Here is an 18,211-nt window from a genome sequence, read left to right as displayed (position 1 = left end):
CGCAAAAGAGCCGAAGGCAAACGCCACAACGCCGCCCTCATCTGCCTCGCCCGACGCCGCTGCGACGTCCTGTTCGCCATGCTCCGCGACAAGATCCCCTACCAGCCACGCCCCACCAGTCCGGTCCCCGCTTGACGAAACCCATAGGGACACCCCCCGCCCCGCCCCGCCCCGCCCCCCCGCCTCCCCGCCCCGTCGATCATGCAGTTGTGGTGGGTGACGCAAGGCGCAAAGTGCCCTGTATCGCCCACCACAACTCCATGATCGACGCGCGGGAGCGACGTGCGGGGGCGGGGGCTGCGGGGGTGGGCCAGGGGCCGGGGCCGTGGTCAGGAGGCGGGGTCCTGGCGGGCGGCGTCGATGCGGGCGCGGGCGCCGTCGAGCCAGCGCTGGCAGGTGTCGGCGAGCTTCTCGCCGCGCTCCCAGAGCGCCAGTGACTCCTCCAGCGTCGTACCGCCGGTCTCCAGCCGCTCGACCACCGACGCCAGCTCGGCGCGGGCCTGCTCGTAGCTGAGCCGTTCGTCCTTCTTCTCGTCAGTCATCGCTGCCATCCCACCACATCGTGATCCCGTCCCCGCTCAGCCGTCGACCGTCGCGGCCAGCTCGCCGTCGGCGAGGCGTACCCGGAGCGCGTCGCCCTTGCCGACCTCGGACGCCGCGCGCACGACGTGGCCGTCGGCGCGCTGGACGATCGCGTAGCCCCGGTCGAGGGTGGCGGCGGGGGAGAGGGCGCGCAGCCGGGCCAGGGTGTGCCGCAGGTCGTCGTCGGCGGCGGCGAGCCGGTGGTCCAGGCAGCGCCCGGCCCGCTGGCGCAGCCCGGTCAGGTCGGCGAGCCGCTGGTCGACCATCACCTGCGGGCGGGCCAGCACCGGTCGGGAGCGCAGGCCGTCGAGCCGGTGCGACTCGCGGTCCACCAGGTTGCGCACCGCGCGTTCGAGGCGGTGCCGGGCCTGCCGGATGACGCGCACCTCCTCGGTGAGGTCCGGAACCACGCGCTTGGCGGCGTCGGTCGGCGTCGACGCCCGTACGTCGGCGACGTAGTCGACAAGCGGCGCGTCGGTCTCGTGGCCGATCGCGCTGACCACCGGCGTGCGGCAGGCGAAGACGGCCCGGCAGAGCGCCTCGTCGGAGAAGGGCAGCAGGTCCTCGATGCCGCCCCCGCCGCGGGCGATGACGATCACGTCGACGGTCGGGTCGGCGTCCAGCACCTTGAGCGCGTCGACGATCTGCGGGACGGCACTCGGCCCCTGCACGGCCACGTTGACCGTGCGGAACTCCACCGCCGCCCAGCGCCGGCGGGCGTTGGTCAGCACGTCCCGCTCGGCGGCCGAGGCGCGGCCCGTGATCAGCCCGACCCGGTTGGGCAGGAACGGCGGCCGGCGCTTGCGGGCCCGGTCGAACAGCCCCTCGGCCGCGAGCAGCTTCTTGAGCTTCTCCAGCCGGGCCAGCAGCTCGCCGAGGCCGACCTGCCGGATCTCGTCGGCGCGCAGGCTCAGCGTGCCCCGGGCGGCGTAGAACTCCGGCTTGGCGTGCAGCACCACCCGGGCGCCCTCGCGCAGCTCAGGCGCGCCGACGTCCAGCACGTCCCGGTTGGTGGTGACCGTCAGGCTCAGGTCGGCCGACGGGTCCCGCAGCGTGAGGAAGACGGTGCTGGCGCCCGGCCGGCGGCTGATCTGCGCCACCTGCCCGTCCACCCACACCCAGCCCAGCCGGGCGATCCAGGCGCCGACCTTCTGGCTGACCACCCGGACCGGCCACGGCTCCTCGGACGTGCTCCGCCCCACCTCGCCTGTGCTCACCCGCCCACCCTACGGCCCGCCCCGGACAGCCCCGCGCGAGCGACTCGGCGTAACCGATCCGGCGGGCGCGGCTCGGCGGGCGGGCGGCGCACGGTCAGCACCGGCGCGGTGACGGCGGGCGGTCGGGCCGGCATGGCGGGGCCCACGCGATGGCATGGTGGGATCAGGATCACCCTGGGCGCGTCCGTGCCGGAAAGGGCCTTCCCGAGGGTGGCCGGTGGCCGCGCGCGCTGCCGGTGCGCCCGTTCCGGCAGGCCACGGCCGGCGCCGTGGTGGCGGTCGCGTCCCGTGTCGCCCTCGGGAGCGGCACGTACGATGGGCGGGTGACTCAGGCTGAAGTGACGTCCCGGACCGGCAAGCGCGTGATCCTGGCCAAGCCCCGCGGCTACTGCGCGGGCGTGGACCGCGCGGTGCAGACCGTGGAGGAGGCACTCAAGCTCTACGGCGCCCCGATCTACGTACGCAAGCAGATCGTGCACAACAAGCACGTCGTGCAGACCCTGGAGGCCCAGGGCGCGATCTTCGTGGAGGAGAACGAGGAGGTGCCGGAGGGCGCCACCGTCATCTTCTCCGCGCACGGGGTGGCCCCGGAGGTCTACGAGCAGGCCCGGACCCGTTCGCTGCGGGCGATCGACGCGACCTGCCCGCTGGTCACCAAGGTGCACCAGGAGGCGAAGCGGTTCGCCGCCGAGGACTACGACATCCTGCTGATCGGCCACGAGGGGCACGAGGAGGTCATCGGCACCTCCGGCGAGGCCCCCGAGCACATCCAGCTCGTGGACGGCCCGGAGGACGCCGACCGGATCACCGTCCGCGACCCGAACAAGGTCGTCTGGCTCTCCCAGACCACCCTCTCGGTCGACGAGACGCTGGAGACGGTGGCCCGGCTCAAGAAGCGGCTGCCGATGCTCCAGTCGCCGCCCAGCGACGACATCTGCTACGCCACCTCCAACCGGCAGCACGTGGTCAAGGAGATCGCGCCCGAGTGCGACGTGATGATCGTCGTCGGCTCGGCCAACTCCTCCAACTCCGTACGCCTCGTCGAGGTCGCCCTGGACGCCGGGGCGCGCGCCGGTCACCTCGTCGACTTCGCGCACGAGATCGACGACGCGTGGCTGGAGGGGGCGCGTACGGTCGGCCTGACCTCGGGTGCCAGCGTTCCCGACCAGCTCGTCCAGGAGGTGCTCGCCCACCTCGCCGCGCGTGGCTTCACCGACGTCGACGAGGTGGTGACCGCCAACGAGCGGTTGACCTTCTCGCTGCCGCAGGAGCTCAAGCGGGACATGAAGGCCGCCGCCGCGGCCCGCGGCTGACCGGCGGGGAACGGCACGCGGCCCCGCTGCGTCAGACTCGGGTATGAGGACTCTTCGGCTCGCCGTCTCCGCGCTGGCCGTCTGCGTGGCGCTGAGCGCCTGCGGCGGGCAGGACGGTACCGGCGACACCCCCACCCCGACCCCGACGGGAGCGCAGCCGGTGACCAGCCCGCCCAGCCCTGACCCGAGCATCCCGCCGACCCCCGGCGACCCGGTGGACCCGACGGGGCCGGCCCTGCCGCTGCCCACGAGGCCCACCGGCGGGCCGACGAAGACGCCGCCGGCCGGCGGCACCACCCTGACCGGGACCGTCACCTCCGGGGTGGAGCCCAACTGCCTGCTGCTCGACAACTACCTGCTGATCGGCGGCCCGCGCGACCTGCTGAAGGCGGGCGCGAAGGTCACGGTCACCGGCCGGGTCCAGCGCGACCTGCTCACGACCTGCCAGCAGGGCACGCCCTTCCTGGTCGAGACCGCCCGCCGCGGCTGACGGGAGAGGCCGGATCCCGGCTGCTCGCTGCCGCGTGGGGACACCCCGAGTGCCTGCCTCGCGGGACGTCCCGAGCCCGTCCGTCGCGGGACGTCCCGGACCCGTGCTCGCGACGGAAGCCGCCCGGAACGGGCGGAGCCCGCCCCCGCCCGGAACGGGCGGAGCCCGCCCCCGGGTGGGGACGGGCTCCGGTGTTCCGGTGCGGGACGGGTCAGTTCACGGTGCCGATGGAGACGGCACCGCGGCCGACGACCGCGCCCTCGGTGGTCACCACGGACAGCTCACCGAAGAGCGCCCGACCGGCGACCGGGGTGGACTGGGCGGTCACCGTACCGGTGAGGGTGGCGGTGGCGCCGTGGGCCAGGTTGAGCGGGGTGGCGGGCGCCGAGAGGTTGCCCAGCGCCGCCGCGGAGAACGAGTCCCGGTAGTCGTAGGCGGTGCTGCCACCGGCCCCGTCCACCGCGTAACCCTCGACGACCACCCGGTAGGTGCCCGCCGGCGGGTTGTTGATGGTCACGGCCTCCTCGGAGTCGCCGTCGGCGGCCCGACCGACCTCCGCGGTGCCGCGGAAGACGTAGAGGTCGAGGTCGGCCGCGGCGCTGGCCGGGTTGCCGATCCGGGCGGTGAAGCGGGTCGCGCCCGCCGGCACCTCCACGGTGTACTCCTGCGACGCGCCCTCGGCGATGGTCGGCCGCTCAGCGTGGACGCTGGACAGCGGGCCGCCCTGGCCGGTCACCGCGACCGGGCCGAAGGTGTTGGTCAGCGACCAGGTCACCGGGGTCGCCGCACCGGCGGTGACCGACGGCAGCTCGACCACGGCCGGCTCGACCGCGACACCCTGCACCCGCGCCGTGAGCTGGAACGGGTTGTTCAGCGACGGCGAGGTCCGACGGGACTCCACCTCGATCTCCCAGACCCCGGCGATCGGGTTCTGGTAGTCGCGCTCCTGGGGCTTGCAGGCGTTCGCGTCGGAGAAGTTGGTGTAGCAGGCGAGGCTGGAGGTGCTCTCCACCGGGACGCCGTACGGGTTGAAGGCGATGAACCGGGTCTGCGAACCGGTGGCGATGCCGGAGAGGTTCACCTGGAGGGCGCCCGTGCCCGGCGGAACCGTCACGAAGTACGAGGTGAAGCCGTTCCGGTCGACCGAGCCCTCGGCCGAGAAGGAGAAGTTCGGCTTCTTCACGTCGTTCGAGGCGACGACGACGGTGGAGACCTCGAAGTCGATCACCGAGGTGGCCGGGTCGTCGATCGTCATGATCGCGCCGTGCGCGCCGGCGGTGGCGGGCTTGGCGGTGACCGAGACGGTGACGGTCTTGTTCAGCGGGAGCGAGACGGTCTTCGGCGCCGTGAAGGTGCCGTCGTTGCCGCGCAGACCCAGGTTGTGCTTCACGGTGCCGGCCGGCCCGCTGGTGCGGGTGACCTTGACCTGGTAGCTCTTCGACTGGCCGATCCGCTGCCCACCGTCGGTGGAGGCGCACCGGTTGTAGAGGCCGGTGCCCCGGTTCGGGGTGCCCAGCTGACCGGACAGGACGGTGCAGACCGGGGCCTCGGAGGTGTAGGAGCGCGTCTCCACGCCCTTGCGCAGCAGCTTCCACGCGCCCGGCACGTTGAACATGCCGTAGCCCTGGCCGTACGTCGGGACGTCCTTGATCGGCTTGGCCGAGCTGTAGATCGCCCGGCGCAGCGCGGCCGGGGTGACGCCCTTGTCGGTCGCCTTGGCGGCCGACAGCAGCAGCGCGGCGGCGCCGGCGGCCTGCGGGGAGGCCATCGAGGTGCCGTTCAGCATCGCGTAGCCCGGGGGCAGCGCGTAGCCGGCCTCGGGGACCGGGTTGCCGAGCTGCCAGGTCGGGGCGGTGGAGATGGCCGAGCCGGGGGCGGCGATGTTCGGCTTGACGCCGCCGTCCTCACGCGGGCCACGGGAGGAGAAGTTGAACAGCGCGTTCTTCGTCTTCACCGCGGAGCCGTAGTTGGCCAGCCAGGTGTCCTTGCTGATGCTCGCCGCGACGCTGACCACGTTGGCCGCCACCGACGGGTCGCCGATGGTGTTCAGGCCCGGGCCGGAGTTGCCGGCCGAGATGAACATCTGCACGCCGTAGGTGGTGATCAGGTTGTTGTAGAGCTCGGCGCGGGCGTTGTTGCCGTCGTTCAGCGCCGGCAGGCCGCCGATCGACATGTTGACCACGTCGACCTTGCGGTTGATCACCAGGTCGGCCATGCCGGTGGTGAGGGCGGCGTACGTGCAGCCGCCGCCCCAGGAGCAGGCGCGGGCCGAGACGAGCTTGGCACCGGGCGCGGCACCGTCGAAGGCGCCGTTGCCGAGCATGTCGTTGGCGGCGGTGATGCCGGCGACGTGGGTGCCGTGGGTGCTCTCGACGATGCCGATGTTGACGTAGTCCACCAGGCCGGGACCGCCGATGGGGGCGGTGTCCACGTCCTCGCGGTACTCGACGACGAACGGGATCCGCTCGGCCACCGGGGTGGCCGGGTTGTCGGTACCGAAGTAGCCGACGTCGAACTTCTCCTTGTACGGCCGCATCACGGCGTCGTCGGTGAAGTTGTTGTTCTGGTTGGCGTCCACCCAGATGTTGTGGGTCGCCGGGTCGTAGAGGATGCCGAACGTGTCGGTCCGGTCGCCGTCGCGGTTGACGTCACCGGCCGGGTCGCTGGCGGCCGTGATCGACTCGCTGAAGCGGTTGAACCGGTAGGTGCCCGCCGGGGCCGTCCAGGTCGCCCCGCCGGAGGTGAACGTCGGACCGGTCACCTCGGTGAGCATCGGGCGCCAGGTGGCGTCCTCGAACGGGTCCGTCGCGGTGACCCAGTCGACGATCTTCCGCTCGCCGGTGGTGGTCTTCTGCAGCGCCGGGTGGCCGAGGTCCACACCGGAGTCCATGATGCCGATCGTGACGCCGCGGCCGTCCCACTGGGGGTTCTTCGCCACGAAGTCGACGGCACCGATCTCGTTCGTCGGCATGTAGGGGTTGGCGGCCGGGGTGTCGGCCCCCGGGCCGGGCAGCGTCGCCGCCTGCTTCGCCGCCTTCTTGCCTGAGGGGGCGACCTCGGGCGTCGGGTCGGGCAGCTGGATGGTCTCGTCCAGGTCGACGGCGGAGACGCCGGGCAGCGTGGCCGCCTTGACCACCTTGGCGGTGGGGACCTTGGCCAGGACGTAGCCGATGCTGTCGTACCGCTCGGTGACGGCGGCGCCGAGGTTCTTGAGGTCGGCGGCGACGTCCTTCGCCTCGCCCTTCTTGGTGGCCACGATCAGCGTGACGGTCGGGGCCTTCTTCGCCTCCGCCTCGGCGAGCAGCTTGGCGTCGTGCGAGCCCAGAGCCTCCACCGGGGTGGCCTGGGACGCGTCGGGTGCGGCGGTGGGCGCGGCGCTCGCCGTGGCGGCACCGCCAGCCACGGTCACGGCGCTGGCCGCCACGACCGACGCGAAGAGCGCGGCGGATGTCCGCCGGCTCAGGTTTCGGGGTTTGCTCACGTTCTCTTTCCTCCAGAGAACAGGGCCCTCAGATGCAGGGCACGCGTGAGGCGAATCCTTCGCGCTGCCGCTGGTCACTGTCACTACCACCGAGTTCGTTGTGACCACTTCGTGACATGGGTGGTCGTCCATTGTCACATCGGCGGTGATAGGTATCGGTCGTCAGTCCAGTGTCGACCGTCCGGTCGGCGGGCCGGCATCGGCGTTTTCCAGCAGCTCCGGGGCCTGCGGCTGACGGGGCGCCAGCTCGATCTGGGCGGGCGCGGCCAGCTCCTGGTCCGAGACCCCCAGCTCGGCGAGCTTGCGGGCGCTGACCAGCACGCGCGCCTCCAGCGACCCCACGGCCCGGTTGTACGCGGTCACCGCGCCGCCGAGCGACGAGCCGAGCTTGCCGACGTGCTCGCCCAGGGTCGACAGTCGCCCGTAGAGCTCCCGGGCCAGCGAGTGCACCGCGACCGCGTTGCGCGCCAGCGCCTCCTGCCGCCACGAGTAGGCGACCGTACGCAGCAGCGCGACCAGGGTGGCCGGGGTCGCCAGCACCACGTTGCGGGCGAACGCGTGCTCCAGCAGCGTCGGGTCGCGTTGCAGCGCGACGTCGAGGAACGGGTCGGCCGGCACGAAGAGCACCACGAACTCCGGCGTGCTGTCGAACGCGGCCCAGTAGGTCTTGGCGGCCAGCGCGTCGACGTGCCCGCGCAGGTGCTTCGCGTGCGCGTCGAGGTGCGTGTCGCGGCCCCGCTCGTCGCGGGCCTCCATCGCCGTCAGGTAGGCGTCGAACGGCGCCTTGGCGTCCACCACCACCGACCGGCCGCCGTGCAGCCGGACCACCAGGTCGGGACGGACCCCCTGGTGGTCGGTGGCGGCGGTGACCTGCTCGGAGAAGTCGCAGTGCTCCAGCATGCCGGCCGCCTCGACGATCCGGCGCAACTGGTGCTCGCCCCAGCGGCCCCGCACCTGGGGTGCGCGTAGGGCCGCCACCAGCTGCTTCGTCTCGGTGCGCAGCTCGCCCGACACCGTGCTCATCGCCCGGACCTGCTCGCGCAGTTCGGCGTACGCGTCGACCCGGTCGTGCTCCAACTCGGCGACCCGCTGCTCGTAGCGGCGCAGCGTGTCGTGCAGCGGGGCGACGGCGCGGGCCACCGCCTCCTGGGACTGCGCCGTGGCCTCGTAGCTCAGCGCCCGCATGGACTGTTCGAGCCGCCCCTCGCCCTCCCGGGTGGCCCGCAGGGTGGCGTCCAGCCGGGCGATTTCGGTCGCCGAGCGGTTCCGGGCGGCGTACCAGCCCGCCGCGCCCCCGGCGGCGAGGCAGACGATCACCACGGCCAGCGTCGAGAAGTCCACCCCCGGAGCTTGCCAGACCGGCACGCCGCGCGCCGCCGTGCCGCTCTCGCCGTACCCGCCGCCTTTGTCGCGGATGGACGTTGTGGCCGATCGTGCCGAGCAGCGTGACGAGGTGGGGCCGCTGCGGGGCAGACAGGAACCGGGGGCATGGCGCAGAGTGACGACAGGGCCTCGGAGGGAGACGGCATGACCGGTCGGCTGCGTCCCGTACGGACACTCGTCGCGGCGGCGGGTGTGCTCCTCGCCGGCCTCGTCGCGCCGGGCGCGGCGGTCGCCGCGCCGCCCGGCGGCGCCGTCGGCTGGCGGGACCTCGGCACGCTGGGCGGCGACTGGAGCGTCCCCGTCGGGCTGACCGACTCCGGGCTGGTCCTCGGCAACAGCCAGACCGCCGACGGCCGCATCCACGCGTTCGTGTGGCGGAACGGGAGCCTGACCGACCTCGGCACGCTGGGCACGGACAGCCACGGGGCCGCCGTCAACGAGCGGGGCGTGGTGGTCGGCACCACCGTCCTGACCGACGGGCGGACCAGGCCGTTCCGGTGGCGCGACGGCGTCATGACCGACCTCTCCGCCGTCCACGGGCCGTCCTCGGCCGTCGGAATCAACGACCGAGGCGAGGTGATCGGCACGAGATACACCGACGACAGCGGCCAGTACGGCCAGGCGTTCCGCTGGCGGAACGGGATCAGCGCCGACCTGCCCGGTCGCGGTGGCGACACCCTCGCGGCGGCGATCAACGACCGCGGTGACATCGTCGGTTTCACCGACAGCGCGGACGGGACCTCCACCGAGGCGGCGCTGTGGCGCGACGGCAGGCTGGTGCGGCTGACGCCGCCGGCCAGTGCGACCAGCATGGCCACCGGCATCAACGACCGGGGCCAGGTGGTCGGCACCATGCGGGTCGACGGCTCCGGATGGCACGCCTTCCTGTGGTACGACGGTGTCTTCACGGACCTCGGCACCCTCGGCGGCACCGACAGCTACCCGGTGGGCATCAACGGGCGCGGGCAGGTCGCCGGTAGCGCGCAGACCCCGACGGACCTGCGCGCCGTGCGGTGGCACCACGGCGTCGTCACCGATCTGGGCACCCTCGGCGGCTCGTACAGCCAGGCCACGGCGATCAACGACGCCGGCACCGTGGTCGGTGAGGCGACGGTCGCCGGCGGCGCGAAACACGGCGTGGCCTGGGCGCGGGGTCGCAGCGTCGACCTCGGCCCGCTGGATCTCGGCCCCTCCGGCGGCCGGGTGGGCTTCGTCAACGACCGGGGGCTCGTCGCCGGCCACCTGGCCCCCACGGGCGGCGATGTGCACGCCGTCGTGTGGGACCTCGGCCGGCGACGCTAGCCCGGCCGGAGGCCGCCCCACCCGAGCCCCGCCGGGCTGCCGCTGGTCCCGCCGGGCGTGCCCCGGTCCCGCCCCACCCGTCCCGGCCTGACCTCCGATCGCCGCCGCCGCGCTGCGTCCATCGGAGGCGTGGCGCTGGCCTGGCCTGGGTAACGTCGCAGACATGAGATATCTGCCGCTGCTCATCCTCGTGGTGCTGCTGGTGGTTGCGGTCGTCTGGTGGCGCCGGGAGAGCGCCGCCCGGGAGGCCCGGCGCCTGGCCGACGTGCGGGCCGATGCCCAGCGCTGGTACGAGCGGCTCGGCGGCCAGGTGATGAACCTGCACGGCGACCACCCGGCCGTGCGCCAGGCGCTGGTCGACGCCGGGGAGCGTTACAACGCGGCCGGCAGCCAGCTGGAGCAGGCCCGGAGCGTCGAGCAGTACCGCCTGGCCCGGGAGACCGCGCTGGAGGGGCTGACCTACGCCCGGGCGGCCCGGGTGGCGCTCGGCATCGATCCCGGCCCCGAGCTGCCCCCGCTGGCCGCCGCGCAGGGCGCCGGGCAGCTCACCCGGGAGCGTCAGGTCGACGTGCAGGGGCAGACCTTCAAGGCCGGCCCGCAGCCCGGCCGCGACACCCCCTACTACTACCCGGGCGGGCGCTACCAGGGCCGGCCGGTGCCGGCGGGCTGGTACTCCACCCCGTGGTGGAAGACCGCGCTGGGCGCCGGCGCGGGCGTCCTCGGCGGTGTGCTGATCGCCGACGCGCTCTTCTCTCCCGGCTTCGCCGATCCCGGGTACGGCTACGAGGCCGGCTACCAGGAGGGCTTCGGAGACGCCACCGGCTACGGCGAGCAGGGCGGTGAGGTTGGCGGCGACATGGGCGGCTTCGGCGGTGGCGACTTCGGTGGCGGAGATTTCGGCGGTGGCGATTTCGGCGGCGGTGACTGGTAGGGCCGGCGTCGACGACCGTGCCGGCCGGGTTCGCCGGTGGTGTCCGTAAGGGCCCCTTCCCGTGCAGGAAGCGCCGGGAAGGGCCCTTACGTATCCTCAGCCCGTGTTGCGCATGCCCGCGGCGATCCCGTTGACCGTGGTCAGCAGCGCCCGCTCCAGCGCCGTACCGTCGCTCGGTGCCCGCCGGCCGCCCGGCGCGGTGGCCACCGCCCGGCCCGCCGCCCCGGACTCCCGGTACTGGCGCAGCAGCGCCACCTGGAGGTGGTGCAGCGGCTCCAGGTACGTGTCGCGGACGGCCAGGGTGCGCTGGAGCACCGGGGAGTTCTCCAGCAGGGCCGGCGAGGAGGTCACCGCCAGCACCTCCCGCTTGGTCAGCTCGTACTCCTGCTCGATCTTGTGGAAGATGGGGTGCAGCTTCTTCGGCACCAGCGTCTCGACGTAGCGGCGGGCGATGCTCAGGTCGGTCTTGGTGAGCATCATCTCGACGTTCGACAGGAACGTGCGGAAGAAGTGCCAGTTGCGGTGCATCTCGGCCAGCACGTCCTCCAGCCCCGCCTCGCGGGCAGCGGCCAGGCCGGAGCCGACCCCGAACCAGCCGGGCACGATCTGCCGGGTCTGGGTCCAGCCGAACACCCACGGGATGGCGCGCAGCCCGGCGAGCCCGGCCCCGGTGTTCGGCCGCTTCGCCGGCCGGGAGCCGATGTTCAGCGCGCCGAGCAGCTCCGTCGGCGTCGACGCCCAGAAGTACGCCGGCAGGTCCGGATCCTCGACCAGCGACCGGTACGACCGGAAGGCCGAGTCGGAGACCAGCTCCATCGTGGCGTCCCAGCGTTCCAGCATCTCGGCGGGCTGCCGGGGCGCGGTGTGCAGCAGGGTGGCCTGGAGCACCGCGGCCAGCGTCAGCTCCAGGTTCTCCCGCGCCAGCGACGGCAGGGAGTACTTGTCGGAGATGACCTCGCCCTGCTCGGTGACCTTGATCGCGCCGTCCAGGGTGCCGTACGGCTGGGCCAGGATCGCCTCGTGCGTGGGCCCGCCGCCGCGACCCACGGTGCCGCCGCGACCGTGGAAGAGCCGCAGGTGTACGCCGTGCCGCGCCGCGACGTCGCGCAGCGCGCGCTGGGCCCGGTGGATGGACCACTGGCTGGTGGTGATGCCGGCCTCCTTGTTGGAGTCGGAGTAGCCCAGCATCACCTCCTGCACGTCGCCCCGCGCCGCCACCAGGGCCCGGTACGCCGGCAGCGAGAGCAGCTCGTCGAGCAGTTCGCCGCCCGTGTTCAGCTCGGCCGGGGTCTCCAGCAGCGGCACGAAGCCGATCCGGGACCGGCCGCTGTGCACGTCGATCAGGCCGGCCTCGCGGGCCAGCACCACCGCGGCGAGCACGTCGTCGACCCCGAGCGTCATCGACACGATGTACGACTCGATGACCTCGTTGCCGAACCGGTCCTGCGCCTCGCGGATGGTGCCGAACACGTCGAACGTCTTGCGGGTCGCCTCGGTCAGCGGGGTGTCCAGCGTGGAGAGCGGCCGGCGACCGGTCAGCTCGTCGGCGAGCAGCTTCGTCCGCTCCTGCCGGCTCAGCGACGGGTAGTCGGAGACCTCACCGACGGCCGCGTAGAGCTGGGCGAGGACCGCGTGGTGCGCCTCGGCATGCTCCCGGACGTCCATGGTCGCCAGGTGCAGCCCGAACGCGGAGACCGTACGGATGGTCGAGGCGAGCCGGCCCACGGCGGTGAGCTGGCCGGCGTTGCGGGCCAGCGAGGCGCGCAGCAACTCCAGGTCGGCGACCAGCTCGGCGGAGCCACGGTAGTCCCGCCCGGGCACGTGCGCGGTGCCCTGGCGCAGCCGGTGCCGGGTGTTCGCCAGCTTCGCCTTCACGCAGCGGGCCTTGAGGCGGTAGGGCTCCTCGGCGTTGACCCGGCGGAACCGGGCCGCCACCTCGGGCAGCGCGTCCAGGTCGGCGGCGAGGCTGGCGGAGAGGTCGAGCGACACCCCGCGCAGCCGCCGGGACACCGACACCTCGTCGATCAGGTGGTCCATCGCCTTCTCGGTGGCCGCGATGCCGTGCTCGTGCTGGATCGTCAGCACCTCGCGGGTCACCGCCGGCGTGACGAACGGGTTGCCGTCGCGGTCGCCGCCGATCCAGGTGCCGAAGGACAACGGCCGGGCGGTCGGGGAGGTCTCCACGCCGAGGGTGCGCAGCGTGTCGGCGAGGTCGTCGAGGACCTGCGGGGCGGCCTCGGCGTACAGGTCGCGCAGGTAGTAGATGGCGTTGCGGGCCTCGTCGGTCGGGTCCGGCCGGTCCAGCCGCAGCTCGTCGGTCTGCCACATCAGGTCGAGCAGTTCCGCGAGGCGGCGGTTGGCGGGGCCCTCGTCGCTGGCGCCGTAGAGGATCGCGTTCGCGGTCTCGGTGTCCAGCTCGTCGGCGATGGCGCGCAGCTTGGACAGGATCGACCGGCGGGCCGCCTCGGTCGGGTGGGCGGTGAAGACGGGCCGTACCGCCAGCCGCCGGGCCGCCGCGGCGATCTCCTCGGCCGGCACCCCACGCTCGGCGATCATCTTGGCCGCCTGGTCCAGCCAGCCGCCCTGCACCGCCCGGCGGCGCCGCAGCTCCCGGGCCCGGTGCACCTGCTCGGTGATGTTGGCGAGGTGGAAGTAGGTGGAGAAGGCGCGGGCCAGCTTGGTGCCGGTGGTGACGTCCAGCCCGGCGAGGCGCTGCGCGGCGGTGGGCGCGTCGGAGCGCACCTGGGCGCGGATGTCCTCGACGAGGTCGAGCAGCGGCCGGCCCTCCTGTCGGGCGAGGGTCTGCCCGAGCAGGGTGCCGAGGCGGCGGATGTCGGCCCGCAGGGCGGCGTCGGGGCCGTCGTGGTCGTGCTGGTCGGTCACGATGCGCTCCTTACGCGAGTACGAAGGACAGCGCTGTCCGACTCCCTGGATCGTATCCGCGTCCCCCGCCGGGAAGGAGGGGGACCCTCGCAATCGCCCGCGGTGCGGCGGGTGGCCCTTCCTCGCGTCTCAGCCGGCGCCGGGCACGTCTTGGCTGGTGGGGGCGGGTGCGGTGCGGCGGGCGGCCCGGCGGCGGGCGTGGAACGGCGTGGCGCTGAGCACACCCGCCACGCCCAGCGCCGTCCAGATGGTGAGCCCGGCGACCGGCCAGCCCGTCGACCGACGATCGAAGTAGACGACGGACTTCAGCAGGTCGGTGGGCTCGGCCGGGGCCGCCGTCGATCAGGTGAGCTGGCAGCGGCCCGCGCTGTAGTGGGCGACCGCCGCGAGGATTTCCGCCTCCGGCCGGTCGGCGAAGTTGAGCGTGGCGACCAGCCCGGAGCCGTAGAAGGCGTTCAGCGCCGCGCCGTCCAGCGCCGTGAACGCGCCGAGGTGCCCGAGCGCCCGCGCGTCGCGTGGCGTGACCACCAGCATCTTCTCCAGGCTCCACCGTCGGCGGGAGATCTGCGCGACGCCCTCCCAGGGCAACCAGATCGCCTGGCCCCGCGTGGGTCGGGTGCGGATCCAGAGCCCGGCCGGGCCGAGCGCCAGCACCGGGCCGCCGGAACCGATCAGCCAGAGCTGGATCCCCAGCGGCAGGGCGACCAGGGCCAGCAGGCACCCCACCACGGCGAGGAGGCCGACGACCGACTGGGAGCGGAGCTGCGGGTCGGCCGAGTTCACCATGCCGAGGCCGGCGCAGCAGGCGATCGGCAGGATGAGGACCAGCGCCACCCCCATCATCAGCAGGCCGCGCTTCGCGACGTTGGGCCGTACCACGAAGGGCTGGTCCTCCGGGATGCGCCTGGTCACCGGCGGCGGCACGGGGTCTCCCCACGGGCCGCCGGACGGCGGCCCGTGGTGGAAGGGCTGCGGCGGATGTCCGGCGGGGGTGCTCACGCGGCCTCCGAATGCTCGATCAACTTCGGCGGGGTCAGCCTAGAGGCCGTCCGCCAGTGCCCCGGCGGGTCGGACCAGCGGAAAACCGCTTCCGCCGGTCGGTAGCGTCCGGTCATGACGTCGCCGAGCTATCCCCCCAAGCCCCGACCGGGAGACCGGGTCGCGGTCGTCTCGCCCTCCGCCGGTCTGCCGGCCCTCTTCCCCCACGTGTACGAGCTGGGGCTGCGCCGCCTGCGCGAGGAGTTCGGCCTGGAGCCGGTGGAGTACCCGACGACCCGGGTGCTCGGCGCCGACCCGCGCGACCGGGCCCGGGACCTGACCGCCGCCTTCGCCGACCCGACGATCACCGCCGTGCTCGCCACGGTGGGCGGGGACGACCTGATCACGGTCACCCCGCACCTGGACGACGACGTGCTGCGGGCCAACCCGAAGCCGTACTTCGGCTACTCCGACAACACGAACGTCCTCAACCACCTGTACCGGCTGGGCGTCGTGTCGTACCACGGCGGGTCGGTGCTGGTGCACCTCGGCCGGTCGGGCAGGCCGCACCCGCTGACCTTCGACTCGCTGCGCGCGGCCCTGTTCACCTCCGGCTGGTACGACCTCACGCCCGCGACGGAGTGGGGCGACCGGCCGAACGACTGGCGGGACCCGGCGACGCTGGCCGACGAGCCGGAGATGCTCCCGGGCGAGGGCTGGCGCTGGCAGGGGCCGTCGACGGTGGTCGAGGGGCGCACCTGGGGCGGCAACCTGGAGATCCTGCACTGGCTGCTCGCCGCCGACCGGGTTCCCCCGGCCCGGGACCTGGCCGGGTCGGTGCTGATGGTCGAGACCTCCGAGGAACTGCCCTCGGCCACCGAGGTGTTCCGGATCCTGCGCAACATGGGGGAGCGGGGACTGCTCGCCGGCTTCCCGGCGGTCCTCGTCGGCCGGCCGAAGGCGTGGGACTTCACCCGGCCGCACACCCCTGCCGAGCGGCGGGACTGGGCGGACGCGCAGCGGGAGGCGGTCACCCGGGCACTCGCCGCCTACCGCCCCGACGCGGTGGTGGTCTTCGACGTCGACCTCGGCCACACCGACCCGCAACTGATCGTCCCGTACGGCGGCGAGGTCCGGATCGACGCGACAACCCGACGCATCTCGGTCCGCTACTGACTGACCCCCTCCCGCCCGAGCGCCCCTGCACCGGGCGGTGACGCGCGGGCATGCTGCCCCTCCTCGCGCACGCCTCGCCCGCGCGCCTCGCGCGCTCCTCGCCGCCTTCGCGCGTGGGCGGCTCGGTGATCAGGACGCCATGGACGTAACCCGGCCGTTTTAGGGTCCATGGCGTCCTGATCACCGTTGGGCCGGGGCGTGATCAGTTGTGGCGTTCGTGGATTGCGGCAGCGACCAGGCGGACAACTCGGGCAGGGTGCCGAAGTACGTCGTCCGCCGTGAAGCGCAGCACCAACCAGCCCGCCGCGCGCAGGGCGTTGAGCCGAGCCACATCTCGCTGGAAGTGGGTGCGCTCCCGGTGGTGGTCGCCCTCGTACTCGATGGCGATCTTCCACCGGGGGTAGGCGAGGTCGACGCGGCCGAGAAAGATTCGTCCACGCTGTGCCTGGACGCCATACACGTCATGCTGCGCGGTCAGGGGCGGCAGACCGGCGTCGTGCAGGACGAGCCGGAGCCTGGTCTCCATCGGGGACTCGCTCAGCGGCTCGGCCAGCGTGAGCACCTCACGCAGTTGGGCGGTGCCGGGCCAGCCGTTGCGCGTGTCCAGGTAGCTGCCCAACGCGGGGAGCTTGACCACCCGCCGATGCAGCAGCGCGTCCACCGCGACCAGCGCGTCCGTCCGGGGCAGTTGCCGCCCCAGGTCGAAGGCCGTGCGGACGCCGGTGGTGACCGGCAAGCCGGCGAACCGGGTGATCTCCCGGGCGGAGAGGGACCTCTGGTCGACCGACACACGTTGAGTGGAGCGTCGGCGGGCCGCCCCCGGAAGCGTGACGAAGACCGGGCTCGCGGGTGGCAGGAGGTCCACGCCCCACAGGAAGGCCGCGCTGAGACCGCTGATGGCGGCCCCCGCCGGCAGGGTCAGGGCAACGGCGTCGCACCACATCCGGTGGTCGTTCTCACGGTAACCATCGACGTGGACATGGACGTCGGGCAGCAGCCGGCGCCAGGACGGCCCACGAAGCATCCGCCACGTGATCAGGCCGGCGGCGACGGCCCGACTGCCGGAGAACGGGAGGAACGCCAACCCGCTGGGGACGCGCGGTGCCCGTGGCATTCCGACAGCTTGCCGTCACGGGCCGCCGCCCGCCGCCCCGGCGGTCGATCAGGCGGCGTCGAGCACGGCGAAGGCGCGGACGGGAAAGGTGCCCATGCCGGCCACCATCGGCGGGGCGGCCGTGAACCGGAAGCCGGTCGGGGGCAGCGCGTCGAGCCCGGTCAGGTGTTCCACGATCGGGATGCCGGCGGCCAGCAGGGCGCTGTGCGCCGGCCGCTCGCCGGCAGCCGCCGGGCTCATGTCGTCGATGTTGATCGAGTCGATGCCGACCAGGGCGGCGCCCGCGTCGACCAGGGCCCGGGCACCGTCCCCGGTGAGGTAGGGCGCCTCCGGCGCGCCGTACCGGTCGGTGCCGAAGTGCGTCGACCAACCCGTGTGCAGCAGCACCGCGTGCCCGACGACGTCGTACGGCGCCAGCAACAGCCGGTCCACCGCGCGGGTGCCGGCCGGCACCCGGACCACGACGGCGGGCAGGTCGGCGAGGCGGTCCAGCGGGGTGGCGGCGAGGTCGGCGCCCCCGGCGAAGCGGTGGGCGGGCGTGTCCAGGTACGTGCCCGTGTTGGCGATCATGTCGATCCGCCCCACCTGGAACTCGGTGCCGGGGGCGTAGTTGGCCCGGGACGCCTCCCGGGTCAGCCACTCGGTGATCCGCGGCGCCGGCCAGCCCGGCAGGGTCGTCATGCCGTCGGTGACCACGTGGCTCAGCTCGACCAGCCGTCGCCGGGAACTGTCGTCCGCGCCGGCCCCGGCGCCCACACCCCGGCCGCCCTTGTGCGGCTCCTCGACGATCGTCCGGCCGGTGATCCGCACCTCGGCCACCATCAGCAGCCCGAGGTGCCGGACGAACAGCGCCGCCAGTTCGTCGTCGGTGATGTCGCGGCCGGAGATGTCCAGACGGAACCCGTCCGTCCGCAGCCCGCCGCCGTTGGCGAAGGTGACCTCCGCGTCGAACTGTGCCCGCCACTGGTTGCCCATCAGCGCAGCCGATCACGGCCGACCGTCCCCGTCAAGATCCTTCGATCGGGCTGCCCGCGCCCACCGGAGTGCCGTACAGGGGGGTGTACGGCACCGCCGGAGGGCGGCGACGGCGGCTCGCCGTCGCCGAGGTCGCAGCCGGGTGGAGCTGCGGGCCTCCCCGAACAGGTCCGCGCACCCCGCGACCGCCGATCCGGCGGCTCGATCCCGGCTGACGAGTCCCATCTTCGGCCGCCGGGTGGCCCGGGGTCTTGAACATCGATGCTCGGTTGACCGCCGGCTCAGAATCCCGATCCTCGCCCCGCCCCGACGCCTTGACCCGGCCTGACGGCCTGACCCGGCCTGACGGCCTGACCTGCCCTGACGGCCTGACCTGCCCTGACGGC

At 73.5% G+C, this 18,211-nt stretch carries 13 protein-coding genes and 1 pseudogene; 6 read left to right on the top strand and 8 right to left on the bottom strand.

What is annotated here, in order from left to right; all coding sequences use genetic code 11:
• Window positions 1-135, top strand: a pseudogene (locus tag ACFHW0_RS31000) (IS110 family transposase); the annotation flags it as partial.
• 194 nt (window positions 136-329) lie between these two features.
• Here ACFHW0_RS31000 and ACFHW0_RS30995 read toward each other — a convergent pair.
• On the bottom strand, window positions 330-542 hold the full coding sequence (locus ACFHW0_RS30995) for an exodeoxyribonuclease VII small subunit (protein ID WP_121396571.1): 213 nt from the start codon (window positions 540-542) through the stop codon (window positions 330-332).
• Between the two features lie 36 nt (window positions 543-578).
• The gene (xseA, locus tag ACFHW0_RS30990; protein WP_416613171.1) at window positions 579-1,799 is read right to left on the bottom strand and encodes an exodeoxyribonuclease VII large subunit; all 1,221 of its coding nucleotides are present in this window, start codon (window positions 1,797-1,799) and stop codon (window positions 579-581) included.
• A 323-nt stretch (window positions 1,800-2,122) separates the two neighbouring features.
• Here xseA and ACFHW0_RS30985 point away from each other — a divergent pair, with 323 nt between their 5' ends.
• Window positions 2,123-3,112: a 4-hydroxy-3-methylbut-2-enyl diphosphate reductase gene (locus tag ACFHW0_RS30985; protein WP_132233380.1), complete on the top strand. Its 990-nt coding sequence runs from the start codon at window positions 2,123-2,125 to the stop codon at window positions 3,110-3,112.
• Window positions 3,113-3,155: 43 nt separating this feature from the next.
• Window positions 3,156-3,602 carry a hypothetical protein gene (locus tag ACFHW0_RS30980; protein WP_416613170.1) on the top strand — a complete coding sequence of 149 codons (447 nt, stop codon included), beginning with the start codon at window positions 3,156-3,158 and terminating at the stop codon, window positions 3,600-3,602.
• 211 nt (window positions 3,603-3,813) lie between these two features.
• Here ACFHW0_RS30980 and ACFHW0_RS30975 read toward each other — a convergent pair whose 3' ends face one another.
• Both ACFHW0_RS30975 and ACFHW0_RS30970 read right to left on the bottom strand, forming a co-directional pair.
• Window positions 3,814-7,083 carry a S8 family serine peptidase gene (locus tag ACFHW0_RS30975; protein ID WP_416613169.1) on the bottom strand — a complete coding sequence of 1,090 codons (3,270 nt, stop codon included), beginning with the start codon at window positions 7,081-7,083 and terminating at the stop codon, window positions 3,814-3,816.
• Between the two features lie 162 nt (window positions 7,084-7,245).
• Entirely contained in the window at window positions 7,246-8,424 is a 1,179-nt protein-coding gene (locus ACFHW0_RS30970) for a DNA recombination protein RmuC (RefSeq protein ID WP_416613168.1), read from the bottom strand.
• Between the two features lie 186 nt (window positions 8,425-8,610).
• Here ACFHW0_RS30970 and ACFHW0_RS30965 point away from each other — a divergent pair, with 186 nt between their 5' ends.
• Both ACFHW0_RS30965 and ACFHW0_RS30960 read left to right on the top strand, forming a co-directional pair.
• Window positions 8,611-9,768 carry a hypothetical protein gene (locus ACFHW0_RS30965; RefSeq protein WP_416613167.1) on the top strand — a complete coding sequence of 386 codons (1,158 nt, stop codon included), beginning with the start codon at window positions 8,611-8,613 and terminating at the stop codon, window positions 9,766-9,768.
• A 163-nt stretch (window positions 9,769-9,931) separates the two neighbouring features.
• On the top strand, window positions 9,932-10,699 hold the full coding sequence (locus ACFHW0_RS30960) for a hypothetical protein (RefSeq protein WP_416613166.1): 768 nt from the start codon (window positions 9,932-9,934) through the stop codon (window positions 10,697-10,699).
• A 96-nt stretch (window positions 10,700-10,795) separates the two neighbouring features.
• Here ACFHW0_RS30960 and ppc read toward each other — a convergent pair whose 3' ends face one another.
• Both ppc and ACFHW0_RS30950 read right to left on the bottom strand, forming a co-directional pair.
• Complete coding sequence (ppc, locus tag ACFHW0_RS30955; RefSeq protein ID WP_416613165.1) at window positions 10,796-13,582, bottom strand: phosphoenolpyruvate carboxylase; 2,787 nt, start codon at window positions 13,580-13,582, stop codon at window positions 10,796-10,798.
• 342 nt (window positions 13,583-13,924) lie between these two features.
• Entirely contained in the window at window positions 13,925-14,581 is a 657-nt protein-coding gene (locus ACFHW0_RS30950) for a hypothetical protein (RefSeq protein ID WP_416613164.1), read from the bottom strand.
• A 114-nt stretch (window positions 14,582-14,695) separates the two neighbouring features.
• Between ACFHW0_RS30950 and ACFHW0_RS30945 the strand changes: the two genes are divergently transcribed.
• The gene (locus ACFHW0_RS30945; RefSeq protein ID WP_416613163.1) at window positions 14,696-15,736 is read left to right on the top strand and encodes a S66 family peptidase; all 1,041 of its coding nucleotides are present in this window, start codon (window positions 14,696-14,698) and stop codon (window positions 15,734-15,736) included.
• 202 nt (window positions 15,737-15,938) lie between these two features.
• Here ACFHW0_RS30945 and ACFHW0_RS30940 read toward each other — a convergent pair whose 3' ends face one another.
• Window positions 15,939-16,850 (bottom strand): DUF559 domain-containing protein, encoded by a 912-nt coding sequence (locus ACFHW0_RS30940; RefSeq protein WP_416613162.1) that lies wholly within the window; start codon window positions 16,848-16,850, stop codon window positions 15,939-15,941.
• A gap of 48 nt (window positions 16,851-16,898) precedes the next feature.
• A complete protein-coding gene (locus tag ACFHW0_RS30935; RefSeq protein ID WP_416613161.1) occupies window positions 16,899-17,825 on the bottom strand; it encodes a cyclase family protein in 927 nt (308 codons plus the stop codon).
• Window positions 17,826-18,211 lie beyond the last annotated feature (386 nt).

Origin of the sequence: Micromonospora sp. LOL_025, from assembly GCF_048060285.1 — a bacterium.
In the GTDB taxonomy this organism is placed as follows: Bacteria; Actinomycetota; Actinomycetes; order Mycobacteriales; family Micromonosporaceae; genus Micromonospora.
Note: the sequence above shows the minus strand (reverse complement) of the source record. Positions and strands in the feature narration are given on the sequence as shown.